The following is a 12,673-nucleotide window of genomic DNA, read 5'->3' as shown; positions in this document are numbered from 1 at the left end:
GCGGCACGACAGGCGGGAATCCGATGGAACTGACCCACAGCGACGTCAAGGCCGCCGCCGCGCGGGTGGCCGGGCAGATCAGGCCGGTGGCCGTGGCGCAGGCCGACCACACGGGCGAGTTGTGGTTCGCGCTGGAGTTCCTCCAGCACACCGGCAGCTTCAAAGCGCGCGGAGCGCTCAACTTCTTGCTCGCGCACCGCGAGAACGGCACGCTCCCCCGGGTCGGCGTGACGATCGCCTCCGGCGGCAATGCCGGACTCGCGTGTGCGTGGGCGGCCCGCAACCAGGGCATCCCCGCCACGGTGTTCCTGCCCACCACCGCGCCGCGGGTCAAAGTGGACCGGTTGCTCTCCTATGGCGCAGACGTCCGTCTGGTGGGAACGCAGTACGCCGACGCGCTCGCGGCCAGTCGCGAGTTCGCCGACGCCACCGGGGCCCTGCTCTCCCACGCCTACGACAACCCGCTGATCGCGGCCGGCGCAGGCACGCTGATGACGGAGATCCACGAGCGCATTCCCGACCTGAGCGCCGTCGTGGTCGCCGTCGGCGGCGGCGGGCTGTTCGCGGGTGTCGCCACGGCCGCCGACCACTACGGCGTCCGGACCGTCGCCGTCGAACCCGTCCGTTGCCGCGCGTTGCACGCTGCGATCGCGGCCGGGCAGGTGGTGGACGTGGAGGTCGACTCGGTCGCCGCCGACTCGCTCGGCGCCCGGCGCGCCACGGAGCTGGCGCTGACCGCCGCACGGCGTTACGACGTGACATCGGTGCTGGTCGAGGAGGACGCGATTGTCGCGGCGCGCCGCGAGTTGTGGGCGCGGCGCCGCCTCGCTGTCGAGCACGCCGCGGCGACCGCGCTGGCGGCGCTGCGCGGCGACGAGCCCGCGTTCCGGCCCCCACCCGGCGAGCGGATGTGCGTGGTGCTGTGCGGAGCGAACACCGACCCGGCCGATCTGGCCGGCGCCCGCCACGCCGACTGACGGCCCATCGGCGTATTTCCGACGAATCGGACGACACGGGGTTAGGCTGCCGCTGTCCTCTGCGATCCCGACGGAAGGCACACCATGGCGCATACCTCCCACATGGTTCCCATCGGTACACCGCTACCCGGCTTCTCGCTGCCCGATCTCGACCAGCGGATCTACTCCCGCGACGACTTCGCCGACGGCCCGGGTCTGCTGGTCGTCTTCGCATGCAATCACTGCCCGTACGTCAAGCACATCGAGGCGGCGCTCGGCGAACTGGTCGACTCGCTGCCGTCCATGCCGACCGTGGCGATCTGCACCAACGACGCGACCGCCTACCCGGACGACGCCCCGCTGCGACTGCGCGACCAAGCGATCCGCGCCGGCTGGACCTTTCCCTACCTCGTCGACGAGGAACAGCACGTGGGCCGGGCCTTCCGCGCGGCGTGCACCCCCGATTTCTTCCTCTACGACGCGAACCTCCGGCTCGCTTACCGCGGCGCCTTCGACGAATCGACACCCGGGAACGGCAAACCGCTGACCGGAAACGACTTGCGCACGGCCGTCGAAGCCGTGCTGGCGGGCGAACCCGCACCCGAACCGCACCGCCCGAGCATGGGTTGCTCGATCAAATGGCGGGACGCCTGAAGACCTTCCCGCGTTCGCGCGCCCGACGAATCGCGCTACGCCACGCCAACTGCGGCACGGCGGCCGACAACCTGGCGAATTCCGCGAGGTTGCCCGGCTCGACCACGGTCCTGGCCTGTTGGGCGGTGGCGGCCAGCCGCACGGCGCGCGAGGCTTTGCCGACATGACCGGCGTCGTAAGGCGGCTGCGGGTCGTACTCGATGATCAATTGAGCGGTCTGCGCCTGCTGCTCCCCGAAGATCTCTCCCACCAGCCACAGCGCCAGGTCGATGCCCGCGGAGACGCCCGCGGCCGTGACCGTCTTCCCGTCGCGCACCACCCGTTCGTCCGGGCGAGCGTCGGCGCCGAGGGCGCGCAATGCCGACTGTGCCAGCCAGTGCGTCGTGGCGGGCCGTCCGTGCAGCAGTCCTGCGGCCGCCAGTACCAGCGAGCCCGTGCACACCGAGGTCGTCCACAGCGTGCTCTGGTGCGCTCGCCGCAACCAGGCCAGCAGCGCGTCGTCGACCGCGGCGACCGTCGAGCCGGGTCCACCGGGGACGAGCAGGATGTCGGGCGTCGGCGTCTCGTCGAACGAGTGCGTGGCGCCCAGCACCAGCACCCCGCTGTCGGTGGTGATCGGTCCCGGCTCGTGCCAGACGAACCGGATCTCCACCCCCGGCGCGAAACGCAGCACCTCGTACGGGCCGATCGCGTCGAGCGCGGTCATCCCCGGATAGGTCACTATCGCGATACGCACGGTCTTGCCCGCTGCGCGCCCTTCGGACCCGGTCATCGTCGACCCCTCCGCCGAAAATCTGTGAGACGAAGAAAGAATCAGACTCTCATTGTGCCCGGCGCGTGTCAATCGCTGCCGTGATGGACGCACCCGCCGTTTCCCGACGAAAGGATTCCCGTTGACCGAATCAGACGAGCCGGGCGCGGTGGCGCGTCGTTATGTCGAGGCGATCGGCGCGCAGGACTGGCCCACCGTCGCCGGCTGCTGGCGGCCCGGTGCGCGTGACGTGTTCGTCGGCGTCGCCGATCTGCGCGCTCCGGGCGAGATCGTGACCTTCTTCCGCGACGTGCACGCCGCGGTCCCCGATCTGACCGTGGACATCCTCTCGGTCACCGCGCAAGACGAGCGTGCCGTGGTGCACTGGCGCATGCGCGGCCGGTTCGACGGCACCGCGCCGCTGATCGGGTTGGCCCCCAACGGAAGACAGCTCGACTTGCTCGGCACCGATGTGTTCGTCGTGCGCGAGGGACTGATCGAGTCGAACACCGCGATCGTCAACGGACTGGAACTCGCCCGCCAACTCGCCGTCCTGCCCCCGCAGCACTCGATCGCCGAGCGAGTGCTGTTCGGGCTCGTCAATTCGATTGCGCCACTGGGCAAAGCGATCCGGGCGCGCAACCGATCCGGACGATGATCCCGGCTGCCGATCTCGCCCCGGATGAGGGACACTGTTCCCGGCACCGGGGAACGAAAGGGGTGGGACATTGGCGACGATCGTCCTCGTACACGGCATCGCGCAGGAACAGGAATCGGCCGACACGCTGGAGGCGCGCTGGCTGCCGGGGCTCGCGGGAGGCGTCCGCAACCACGGCGCACCGGAATTGGCTGACCGCTTGTGGCGCAACGGCGCTCCCGGCGACCTGTCCACCCGCATGGCCTTCTACGGCGATCGGTTCCTGATCGAGGGCGCGCAGGGCACGGGTGCCGAACTCGACGACGCGCAACGGGATCTGATGGAGCAACTCGCGGCCGCATGGCTCGCCACGGCCGTGGAACACGCCGGTGACCAGCGCGATCGAGCGACGGCCCGCCGCCTGGGCACCCCACCGCCGCCGGACGCGGTGGCGCAGGGAACGCAAGCGCGGCTGCGGCCGGCTTTGAACGCGCTGATGCGTTTGCGCTGGTTCGCGCCGTTCGGATTCGGGCTGGCGCAGAAGTTCGTCATCTCCGCGTTGTCCCAGGTCGCTCGATACTTCACCGACGACGAGTTGCGGGAGTACGCCCAGCGGCAGGTGCTCGACCAGGTGGGCCCGGAGACACGCCTGGTGATCGCGCACTCGCTGGGCAGCGTGGTCGCCTACGAAGCGCTGCACCGCACCGGCCACCCGGTGACGCTGCTGACCATGGGCTCGCCGCTGGGCCTGCGCACGGTCGTGTACGACCGGCTGCGCCCGCAGCCGAGCGCCGTGCCGAAGGCGGTGACGAGCTGGCACAACCTGGTGGACGAGGATGATCTCGTCGCGGCGCACCTCGACCTCGCTCCGTTCTTCCCGCCGTGTTCCGGCGGCGCCGTCGTTCCGGTCACCGAGCCGCACTTCGACAACGGCGCGTCACCGCACGACTCGACGAGTTATCTCGTCAAGTCGGTCACCGGCGGCATCGTCGCGAAGGCGCTCGGCCACTGAAGTCCTACCGGACTGCTTGGGACAGATGCACTTTCGCGTCCTCGTAGGTCCCGGCCTGCGCGGCGTCGTCGCGGGTGTAGACCAGATGCAGCACACCGGTGTCGAAGGTGGCCGACGACAGCAGGCGCAGCGCGACGGTGGGCGCGCCGTCCTGGAACAGGCGCTCGCCCTTGCCGACCGCGATCGGATGCACCAGCAGATGCAGCTCGTCCAGCAGCCCGGCGGCCAGCAATTGACGGACGACCGAGACCGAGCCGCTCATACCGATGTCCCCGCCCGGCTCGGCCTTCAACGCCGTCACCGCCTCGATCAGGCCGCCGTCGATCACTTCGGAGTTGCGCCAATCGAATTCGAGATGCTGCCGGGTCACCACGATCTTGCGCGCATCGCCCAGTTTCTTCGCGAACGCCGCGTCCGGGCCGCCCGCCGCTTCGCGCTCCGGCCACGCGCCGGCGAAGCTCTCGTAGGTCTTGCGGCCGAGCAACAGGGTGTCGGCGGCGCCGAGCTGGGCGTCGACGGCCGCGCCCATGGCGTCGTCGAAGTACGGGAAATGCCAGTCCTGCGGGTCTTCGACCACGCCGTCGACGGCGATGAACAGACCAGCGGTGATCTTCCTCATGTGCGTTGCTCCCGGATCGTGTTACGAAGGTGGTCGCTTGATCCGACGGGACGACGCGCGGGAACTCATCGGTCGGCTCGACACGCCTATCGGTTCGCGCCGGAACCGTGGAACGCCGCACGGTAGCTGTGCGGGCTCGTCCCGACCACTCGCTTGAAGCGGTCACGGAACGCGGTCGGCGACCCGAACCCGACCTGGCCCGCGATCCGATCGACCGGGTGGCTGGTGGCTTCGAGCAGATGCTGAGCCTGCCGGATGCGGGCGCGCAGCAGCCATTGCAGCGGAGTGGTTCCGGTGTGTTCGCGAAACCGGCGGTTGAGCGTGCGGGTGCTCATCCCGGCCTGCGCGGCGATGTCGTCGAGGGTGAGATCGCGCGCGGAGTTGTCCTGGATCCAGCGCAGCACCGGCTCCAGCGCCGAGCCGCGCGGCGTCGGCGGCTGATCGTGCACGATGAACTGCGCCTGTCCGCCTTCCCGTTCCAGTGGCACGACCGACTTCCTGGCCGCGTCCGCCGCGACCGCCGAGCCGTAGTCGCGGCGGATCATGTGCAGGCACAGGTCGATTCCGGCGGCGGCGCCCGCCGAGGTGAGCAGCGAGCCGTTGTCCACGTACAACACGCCGGGGTCCACCTCGATGTCCGGGTAACGGGCGGCGAGTTCGGCGGCGGCGAGCCAGTGCGTGGTCGCGCGATGACCGTTCAGCAATCCGGTCGCCGCCAGGATGAAGGCGCCGGAACAGATCGACGCGATGCGGGTGCCCGCGGCGGCGGCCCGGCGCAGCGCGTCGATCACCTCGTCCGGCACCGGAAGGCCCACATCGGCGCAGCCGGGCAGCACGATCGTGTCGGCCTCGGCCAGCGCGTCGAGACCGCGGGACGCTCGCAGGGTGAACACTCCGGCGTCGACCGTCGGCGCGCACGCGCAGACCAGCACGCGATAGGCGGGGCGGCCGTCGGGCAGGCAGGTGCGGCCGAACACCTCCACCGGCGTGGCCAGATCGAACGAGATCACCTGGTCCAGCGCGAGTACGACCACGGTGTGCATGGCAATAGTGTAGTAGTCCAGTCGATTCCAGCCAACGCGGTTCACCTGGGTCTCGCAAGGACTCCGCATTTCACAGTGGGTGGCGATAATCCGGCGGTATATGGCACTTTCGCCAATTCCTCGCGCGCCCGACACTGGTTAGTGTCGACCGCCGTGACGAAGTTCCTGCTCTCGGTCCACGTGCTCGCCGTGATCATCGCCGTCGGACCCGTGACGGTGGCTGCCAGCATGTTTCCGGCCACCACCCGCCGTGCCCTGACCCCTTCGGGGGCCGACCACAGCCCCGCCGTGCTCGGCACGCTGCACCGCATCTGCCGGGTCTACGCACTGCTCGGTGTGCTGGTCCCGGCGTTCGGCGTGCTCACCGCCCTCAGTCTCGGCGTGCTCGGCGACGCCTGGCTGATCGTGTCGATCGGGTTGACCACGGCCGCCGCGGGCGTGCTCGCACTGCTCGTGCTGCCGGGACAGCAGAAGATCCTGGCCGACCTCACCGGGACCACCCCGGCGCTGATCCGCCGTCTCGCCATGGACACCGGGGTCTTCAATCTGCTGTGGGCGGCGGTCACCGTTCTGATGATCGTCCGGCCGGGTTCTACGACCGGAGCGTGACGCTCAGTCGGGCAGGTGGCGGACTTCCATCGAGAGGTCGCGGACGATCATGATCGGGCACGCCACCGACAGCAGCAGCGACTGACTGGTCGAGCCGAGCAGCATGCCGGCGAACCCGCCCCTGCCCCGGCTGCCCACCACGAGCAGCTGGGCCTGTCCGGACCGTTCGAGCAGGCAGCGCTCGGGCCGGTCGGTCACGATCTCGCGGCGGATCTCGACATCGGGAAAACGCTCCTGCCATCCGGCGAGGCTCTCCGCGAGCACGATCTGCTTCTCGGTGTCCACCGCGAGCTCCGCGCTCACCGACGGCACTTCGGCGCCGGTCCACACGTGCAGGGCCAGCAGGGGCGCATCTCGCGCCGAGGCCTCGTGCAGCGCCGCTTCGATGGCGGGTTCGCTGATCTGCGTGCCGTCCACCCCGACCACGATCAGCTGCTTCCTGGCCTCCTCGGTGAGCGGCGCGCCCTCCCGGACCACGACCAGCGGGCAACGCGCCCGGCGCGCGAGCGCCGCGCTGACCGAGCCGAGCAGCGCGCGCCTCACGGTTCCGCGTTCGCGGGTGCCGACCACCATCATCCGCGCTCCGCCGGTGCGATCGAGCAGCGCCGGACCGACCGGCTCGTACACCATCTCGGTGGCGATCTCGATGTCGCGCAGCGCCCTGACCGCGATCCGCGCCTCTTCGGTCGCGGTGTCGAGCACCCAGCGTCCGTGCCCCTCCAGCCGGGTGTAGTCGGTGCTGGTGAGCGGTTCGGTGACGCCGGGCCCGTAGTCGGCGACCGGGTCGAGCACGTGCACCAGACGCAGTGGCGCCCGATGCTGCGCGGCGGCCTGTGCGCCCCACGCGACCGCCGCCGACGATCCGGCGGAGCCGTCCACACCGACCACGATCGGCCCGTTGCTTCGCATGCTCAGTTCCTTTCCGGACGAAAAGATCGAGCTCGGCATCGCCGGTTGCGGCCCTACCGGCGCGGCGAACCGGTCAACCGCCGCTGACGATGCACGCATACCCGAGGTGGACGCCTTCACCGACCCGCAGGTCGATACTCGCCACATACGGCGCGTACGGCTCCTGCACCGCGCTGACGGTGTGCGGGCCCGGTGTGGCGGGCACCCAGTCGATCAGCGCGACGCCGCCGGACGGCCGCACCACGCCGAACGGAATGCCGTTGTCGTAGAAAGTCACCGGTGCGACGGTGTCGGTCACCGTGGCTCGCGCGGTGTGGGTGCAGCCCGTCCCGTAGTTCGTCGCCAAGCCGTAATTGATGCCGGGATACATCCCTACCTGGGTCACCGTGGCTCCGGCCAGGGAAGGGCAAGCCAGCGCGACTGCCGCGCCTGTTCCGATCGCCGCCGCTGTCGCGGCAACTCCTTTTCGCATGCGAGGTGGTCCTATCGGTCGTGTGTCGCTCTTCGTCGAACGGACGCCGGCCGCGCACCGGCGCGATAACTAGATAGTCACTCCCCCACGGGTTCGACGGAGGCAAACCGCGGAATCTCGATCAGATGCCTTACCGACCGGCGGTCGTGTCATACCGGCGTGGTTGTGTGTCCGAAGGTCTTGCCGAGACGGAGGTGTGGCGTGGTTGCGATCGACTTCGAGCGGAGGGTGCGCGGCGCGAGGCCGGTGTCGATCTGGCGATCGGTCGCCGCCCATGGGCTCGGTGGCGTCCCGCCGACGGCGCTGGTGCTGACGGGCATCGTCAGCGTGCAGGTCGGCGCGGCGGTGGCGAAGCAGTTGTTCGCGGCGACCGGCGCGGCTGGGGCGGTCACGCTGCGGCTGGTCTTCGCCGGCATCGTCCTGCTGGTGATCTGGCGCTCGTCGCTGCGGGTGGCGCGTCGTGCGTTGCCGGTGGTCCTCGGCTACGGCGCGGTGCTCGCGCTGATGAACCTCTCGTTCTACGAGGCGATCGACCGGATTCCGCTGGGCATGGCGGTGACCATCGAGTTCCTTGGACCGCTGAGCGTCGCGCTGGCCGGATCACGGCGCTGGATCGACCCGTTGTGGGCGGTGCTGGCCGGGGCCGGAGTGCTGCTGCTGACCAGGGCGGACGGCGAGGTGAACTGGGCCGGGGTGCTGTTCGCGCTGGCCGCGGCGGCGTGCTGGGCGGGCTATATCTTGCTGAGTGCCGCGCTCGGCGAACAGACCAGTGGCGGCGGCGGTCTGGCGCTGGCCATGGCGTTCGGCGGTGTGATCATGCTGCCGGTCGGCGTGCTCGACGCAGGGGCCGCGCTGTTGCAACCCGGCGTGCTCGCCGCCGGGTTCGCGGTGGCGATGCTGTCGTCGGTGCTGCCGTATTCGGTGGAGCTGGAAGCGCTGCGGCGGATTCCGCCGCGCGTCTTCGGCGTGCTGATGAGCCTGGAGCCCGCGGTCGCGGCGATCGCGGGCCTGCTCGTCCTCGGCCAGATCATGAATCTCGGACAGTGGGCAGGCGTGGCGTGTGTGGTCGCGGCGTCGGCCGGGGCGACGCGCACCGAAGCGAAGGATTGACGCGCGGGCCGCTCAGCGGGTTTGCCGGGAGGAGTCCGGGTGCCCGGCGGCGCGCTGCTCATCGGCTGCCGTGCCGGGGTTGTCCGCGATCAAGCTGCCGAGCAGCGCCAGCGATCGCTCCGAGGACGATCCCGGTTCCGCGTGGTAGGCGATGAGCATCTGCCCCGGCGCGCCGTTCACGCTGAACGTCTCATAGGACAGGGTCAGGTCCCCGACCATGGGGTTGCGGAATTCCTTGACGCCCGCGGTCTTCACCCGCACGTCGTGGCGCGCCCACAGCTGGCGGAACTCCTCGCTCTTCAGCGACAGCTCACCCACCAGCTCGGTCAGTCGCGGGTCGTCCAGGTCCGCGCCCGCGGTCGCGCGCAGGCTGGCGACGGTGTCGGCGGCGATGGTCGGCCAATCCAAGTAGAGGTCGCGCGCCTCCGGATCGAGGAAGACCATGCGCACCTGATTGACGCCAGGAACCGAACACGAGTTGACGGCCGCGGCCAGCGGGTTCGCCGCCAGCACGTCCAGATATCTGCCCAGCACCAGGGCGGGAGTGTTCGGCCACGCGTCCATCAGGCGCAGCAGGCCGGGCGCGACGCGTTCGGGCCGCCGCGAGGCGCGCTGGCGCTTTGCCGTGGGCCGGGCCAGTTCGCGCAGGTGCGCCGTGCCCTCCTCGTCCAGCGCGAATACGCGTGCGAGCGACGCGATGACCTGTTCGGAGGGATGCCGGTCGCGCCCTTGCTCCAGTCGCACGTAATAGTCGGCGCTCACCCCGGCCAGCAGGGCGATCTCCTCCCTGCGCAGCCCCGCGACCCGCCGCTGGCCGCCGCCGGGCAGGCCGAAATCCTCCGGTCGCACCAGTTCGCGGCGCGCGCGCAGGAAGGCGCCCAGTCGATTGTCGGAGTCCATGATTCGAGCGTAGGTCAGGCGGCCTGCCCCTGGGTGGCCCTGCGACTCCCAGGAAGTCCGCAGCCTGTCAGGTGCGCGCGAAGGGCAGGAAGGTGGTGGACATGACGAACAACAACCTCACCGGCCGCGTCGCGGTCGTCACCGGAGCATCGAGTGGAATCGGCGCCGCAACCGCGCGGCGGCTCGCGCAGGGCGGCGCCAAGGTCGCCTTGCTGGGAAGGCGCAAGGATCGCATCGAGGAACTCGCCGCCGAACTGGGCGCGGACGCGCTCGCGGTGGTCGCCGACGTCGGCGACCAGCAGTCCGTGCGGGATGCCGCCGCCACGGTGCGCGCGGCGTTCGGGCCCGTCGACCTCGTCGTCGCGAACGCGGGCGTCATGCTGGCCGCGCCGTTCGAGTCCGCGCTCACCGACGAGTGGGACCAGATGGTCGGCACCAACGTCACCGGCCTGCTCTACACCGGGCGGGCGTTCATCGAGGACCTGCTCGCCGCCGCGAGCGAAGGCAAGCGCGCGGATCTCGTGCTGGTCGGCTCGATCGGCGGGCACACGGTCTTCCCCAACTACGCCGTCTACACCGCCACCAAGGCGGCGGTCGCGCACCTGACCCGCAATCTGCGCGCCGAATTCGGGCCGCGCGGCGTGCGGATCAAGAACATCGAACCCGGTTTCGTCGGCACCGAACTCGGCGACGGCATGCGGGACGAGCAGCAGCGCGCGGGGTTGGCGCAATGGCGAACGGCGATCAAGATCCTGGAACCCGGCGATATCGCCGACGCGATCGCCTACGCCGTCGACGTTCCCGAGCACGTCAACATCGCCGAACTCGTCGTCGTGCCGACCCAGCAGGGCTGATCACCGACGCGTTCGCTGTCACCGTCCTGCGGATGACGGAGGTCGCCCCGGTGCTGCGCCACGCCAGGTCCGACGACGCCTCGGCGATCGCCGAGATCCGGTACTCGGCCGGCGGGACGCGCGTCGGGGACACCGTCGCCGCCCCCCTGGACGGCGCGGTGGCGGGCTTCGGCATGACGACGTCGACCGGGTGGACGTCACCGGACGGGCGCGACCTCGCTAGTCGAGGTCCGCCCACCCCGGCCACGGTCGCATGCCCTCGTCGCCGCGGATGTAGGCGAGGCGGCGCAGCGCCTGCCGTTGGTAGGCGGGGTCGGCGGTGGCGGCTCGTAGCGACTGCAAGGCCATCCGGAATTCCTGGATGTCGCGCAGCAGGTAGAAGCCGTCCCAGCGCATCACGTCACGGCCGTATCCGGCGCAGAATTCGGCGTATTGCGCGGCGGTGATCTTCTTGGCGGTCCAGCAGTCGATCGCCGTACGCACCAGGTCCCACTCCGGCGGGCCGACCATCGCCCGGCCCAATCCGACCAGGATCACGTCGCCGTCGTCGCCGACCACGACGCCGTCGTCCCCGCCCGCGCCTCGGACCACAGACCATGGCAGGCCCCGCGGCAGGGCCTTCCAGCGGCCACGCAGTTCCTCCAGGTGTTTGCGCAGCCAGCGGCGGTCGTCCTCGGTCACCGTCCGCGCGGCGTCGATCTCGTCCTCCACTCGAGCCAAGGGCGACATCCGGCGAAGCTCGAAGCCGGGCAGCGGCAGCCGATGCAACTGCCCCAGCGCCCTGGCGACATCACCGGGCGTACCGGGATGGTGCGGCGGCAACTCCTGCCAAAAGGTGACCGGCCTGCTGTCGATCACGACCGGCTGCGGGATGTCCGGGACGACCCGCGTGGCGGAGACCCCGCAGGTCTCCAGCCATCGAGCCACGGCGACTTCCCTGGAGGCCGCCAGCTTCTGTCCCCGCCTGCCGATCCGCACGACGATTCCGTCATGCAACCGGTAGACCCCCTGGGCGTCCACCGCCTCGGCATCGCTCGCATCGACACCGACACTCACACAGGCGGCACGCAGGACCGACGGCGTGCCGTTGCCTGCGACATCCGCGGTCATGTCGACCTCCCGCACCCACCGTGGGGGCAAGAGTTCCGCATCTCGGCTTCGAGCATCATGGCAGCCATCCAGATACCGGGGGGCTAACACCCCATTTTCCCTGGTCAATGGACATTGATCCCGGAATTCCACGAGGCTCAGCAACCAAACAGAATCCGACCTATTGGACCGAATTGCCCCATTTCGAACACCGTCGCCGAGGAGGCGATTCGGCGGGCGCCGATTAGTTCCGCTCGCGTGCGCGGTCTACACCTGCAGCCCACCCGAGAACACGCCAGAGAGGACGACCTCCATGAGCACCACAGCACTCCCGCCCGTCGCCGACGCCGACACCTGGCAACGCGAACTCGAAGCGCTGCGTGTCCGGGAGAAGGCCGCAACCAGGGAGCTGGACGCGATCGCCGCGCAGCGCCGCCGCCTGCCGATGGTGCAGATGCCCGACTACACCCTCGAGGGCGAAGACGGGCCGGTCCGGCTGGTCGACCTCTTCGACGGCATGCGGCAGCTGATCGTCTACCACCACATGTGGTTTCCCGGCGAGAAGTGGCAGTGCGGCGGCTGCACCGGCTTCACGTCGCAGTTCACCCGCCTGGAGTTCCTGAACAACTACGACGCCAGGTTCGTCATCGTCACCCAGGGGCCGATCGAGGAAGCGCTCGCCTACAAGCGGCGAGTCGGAAACGGGATGACCTGGTACTCCACGGCGAACAGCTCCTTCGGCGCCGACGTCGGCGCACCCCCGGGCGGAGGATTCGCGGTCAACGTCTTCCTCCGCGACGGCGACACCGTCTACCGCACCTGGCACACCACCGGCCGCGGCACCGAACAACTCAGCCACTCCTTCGCCCTGATCGACCTGCTCCCCTACGGCCGCCAAGAGGAATGGCAGGACTCCCCCGAAGGCTGGCCCCAGTCCCCCACCTACAGCCGATGGAGCAGCTCCCAGGACATCGCCGCGGCGTACGGCGATCCGAACGGATGACATGAGAAGGCCCCTCGCCTGCGAGGCAGGTGAGGGCCTTGTGGTGGAGCCGAGG

The 12,673-nt window shown here is 70.0% G+C and carries 15 protein-coding genes; 8 read left to right on the top strand and 7 right to left on the bottom strand.

Features of this window, described 5'->3' with window-relative positions:
- Positions 1-23 precede the first annotated feature (23 nt).
- Together U3653_RS10790 and U3653_RS10785 are read left to right on the top strand one after the other, a co-directional pair.
- Positions 24-977 (top strand): serine/threonine dehydratase, encoded by a 954-nt coding sequence (locus tag U3653_RS10790; RefSeq protein WP_195078492.1) that lies wholly within the window; start codon positions 24-26, stop codon positions 975-977.
- 102 nt (positions 978-1,079) lie between these two features.
- Positions 1,080-1,610 (top strand): thioredoxin family protein, encoded by a 531-nt coding sequence (locus U3653_RS10785; RefSeq protein WP_397069027.1) that lies wholly within the window; start codon positions 1,080-1,082, stop codon positions 1,608-1,610.
- Here U3653_RS10785 and U3653_RS10780 read toward each other — a convergent pair.
- Entirely contained in the window at positions 1,591-2,382 is a 792-nt protein-coding gene (locus U3653_RS10780) for a DJ-1/PfpI family protein (protein ID WP_195078490.1), read from the bottom strand. The two genes, U3653_RS10785 and U3653_RS10780, sit on opposite strands and share 20 nt — an antisense overlap.
- A gap of 121 nt (positions 2,383-2,503) precedes the next feature.
- Here U3653_RS10780 and U3653_RS10775 point away from each other — a divergent pair, with 121 nt between their 5' ends.
- Positions 2,504-3,019, top strand: coding sequence for an ester cyclase (locus U3653_RS10775; protein WP_195078489.1), 516 nt, complete (start codon positions 2,504-2,506; stop codon positions 3,017-3,019).
- Between the two features lie 70 nt (positions 3,020-3,089).
- Positions 3,090-4,010 (top strand): hypothetical protein, encoded by a 921-nt coding sequence (locus U3653_RS10770; protein WP_195078488.1) that lies wholly within the window; start codon positions 3,090-3,092, stop codon positions 4,008-4,010.
- A 4-nt stretch (positions 4,011-4,014) separates the two neighbouring features.
- Here U3653_RS10770 and U3653_RS10765 read toward each other — a convergent pair whose 3' ends face one another.
- A complete protein-coding gene (locus U3653_RS10765; protein WP_195078487.1) occupies positions 4,015-4,629 on the bottom strand; it encodes a dihydrofolate reductase family protein in 615 nt (204 codons plus the stop codon).
- An 86-nt stretch (positions 4,630-4,715) separates the two neighbouring features.
- Complete coding sequence (locus U3653_RS10760) at positions 4,716-5,672, bottom strand: GlxA family transcriptional regulator (protein WP_195078486.1); 957 nt, start codon at positions 5,670-5,672, stop codon at positions 4,716-4,718.
- A gap of 153 nt (positions 5,673-5,825) precedes the next feature.
- On the opposite strand from U3653_RS10760, the gene U3653_RS10755 reads away from it, so the two are divergent.
- Entirely contained in the window at positions 5,826-6,281 is a 456-nt protein-coding gene (locus U3653_RS10755) for a hypothetical protein (RefSeq protein WP_195078485.1), read from the top strand.
- Positions 6,282-6,284: 3 nt separating this feature from the next.
- On the opposite strand, the gene U3653_RS10750 is transcribed toward U3653_RS10755, so the two are convergent.
- Both U3653_RS10750 and U3653_RS10745 read right to left on the bottom strand, forming a co-directional pair.
- On the bottom strand, positions 6,285-7,190 hold the full coding sequence (locus tag U3653_RS10750) for a universal stress protein (RefSeq protein WP_195078484.1): 906 nt from the start codon (positions 7,188-7,190) through the stop codon (positions 6,285-6,287).
- Positions 7,191-7,263: 73 nt separating this feature from the next.
- On the bottom strand, positions 7,264-7,662 hold the full coding sequence (locus U3653_RS10745) for an Ig-like domain repeat protein (protein WP_195078483.1): 399 nt from the start codon (positions 7,660-7,662) through the stop codon (positions 7,264-7,266).
- Between the two features lie 201 nt (positions 7,663-7,863).
- On the opposite strand from U3653_RS10745, the gene U3653_RS10740 reads away from it, so the two are divergent.
- Positions 7,864-8,772 carry an EamA family transporter gene (locus U3653_RS10740; protein ID WP_195078482.1) on the top strand — a complete coding sequence of 303 codons (909 nt, stop codon included), beginning with the start codon at positions 7,864-7,866 and terminating at the stop codon, positions 8,770-8,772.
- Positions 8,773-8,784: 12 nt separating this feature from the next.
- Here the strand turns inward: U3653_RS10740 and U3653_RS10735 are convergent, their stop codons facing one another.
- Positions 8,785-9,672 (bottom strand): helix-turn-helix transcriptional regulator, encoded by an 888-nt coding sequence (locus tag U3653_RS10735; RefSeq protein ID WP_195078481.1) that lies wholly within the window; start codon positions 9,670-9,672, stop codon positions 8,785-8,787.
- A gap of 101 nt (positions 9,673-9,773) precedes the next feature.
- Here U3653_RS10735 and U3653_RS10730 point away from each other — a divergent pair, with 101 nt between their 5' ends.
- Positions 9,774-10,526 carry an SDR family oxidoreductase gene (locus U3653_RS10730; RefSeq protein WP_195078480.1) on the top strand — a complete coding sequence of 251 codons (753 nt, stop codon included), beginning with the start codon at positions 9,774-9,776 and terminating at the stop codon, positions 10,524-10,526.
- A gap of 219 nt (positions 10,527-10,745) precedes the next feature.
- Here the strand turns inward: U3653_RS10730 and U3653_RS10725 are convergent, their stop codons facing one another.
- Entirely contained in the window at positions 10,746-11,636 is an 891-nt protein-coding gene (locus tag U3653_RS10725) for a phosphotransferase (protein ID WP_195078479.1), read from the bottom strand.
- A 292-nt stretch (positions 11,637-11,928) separates the two neighbouring features.
- Here U3653_RS10725 and U3653_RS10720 point away from each other — a divergent pair, with 292 nt between their 5' ends.
- Positions 11,929-12,618: a DUF899 domain-containing protein gene (locus tag U3653_RS10720; protein WP_195078478.1), complete on the top strand. Its 690-nt coding sequence runs from the start codon at positions 11,929-11,931 to the stop codon at positions 12,616-12,618.
- The last annotated feature ends 55 nt before the right edge of the window (positions 12,619-12,673 follow it).

It is taken from the genome of Nocardia implantans (assembly GCF_035544775.1).
Lineage (GTDB): Bacteria > Actinomycetota > Actinomycetes > Mycobacteriales > Mycobacteriaceae > Nocardia > Nocardia implantans.
The sequence above is the reverse complement of the archived record's forward strand: the minus strand, read 5'-3'. Positions and strand labels throughout refer to the sequence as shown.

What these genes read in the sequence shown, in the direction of transcription:
- U3653_RS10790 (WP_195078492.1), top strand. Translation starts at nt 24, where the DNA reads ATGGAACTGACCCACAGCGACGTCAAGGCCGCCGCCGCGCGGGTGGCC.
- U3653_RS10785 (WP_397069027.1), top strand. Translation starts at nt 1,080, where the DNA reads ATGGTTCCCATCGGTACACCGCTACCCGGCTTCTCGCTGCCCGATCTC.
- U3653_RS10780 (WP_195078490.1), bottom strand. Translation starts at nt 2,382, where the DNA reads ATGACCGGGTCCGAAGGGCGCGCAGCGGGCAAGACCGTGCGTATCGCG.
- U3653_RS10765 (WP_195078487.1), bottom strand. Translation starts at nt 4,629, where the DNA reads ATGAGGAAGATCACCGCTGGTCTGTTCATCGCCGTCGACGGCGTGGTC.
- U3653_RS10760 (WP_195078486.1), bottom strand. Translation starts at nt 5,672, where the DNA reads ATGCACACCGTGGTCGTACTCGCGCTGGACCAGGTGATCTCGTTCGAT.
- U3653_RS10750 (WP_195078484.1), bottom strand. Translation starts at nt 7,190, where the DNA reads ATGCGAAGCAACGGGCCGATCGTGGTCGGTGTGGACGGCTCCGCCGGA.
- U3653_RS10745 (WP_195078483.1), bottom strand. Translation starts at nt 7,662, where the DNA reads ATGCGAAAAGGAGTTGCCGCGACAGCGGCGGCGATCGGAACAGGCGCG.
- U3653_RS10735 (WP_195078481.1), bottom strand. Translation starts at nt 9,672, where the DNA reads ATGGACTCCGACAATCGACTGGGCGCCTTCCTGCGCGCGCGCCGCGAA.
- U3653_RS10730 (WP_195078480.1), top strand. Translation starts at nt 9,774, where the DNA reads ATGACGAACAACAACCTCACCGGCCGCGTCGCGGTCGTCACCGGAGCA.
- U3653_RS10725 (WP_195078479.1), bottom strand. Translation starts at nt 11,636, where the DNA reads ATGACCGCGGATGTCGCAGGCAACGGCACGCCGTCGGTCCTGCGTGCC.
- U3653_RS10720 (WP_195078478.1), top strand. Translation starts at nt 11,929, where the DNA reads ATGAGCACCACAGCACTCCCGCCCGTCGCCGACGCCGACACCTGGCAA.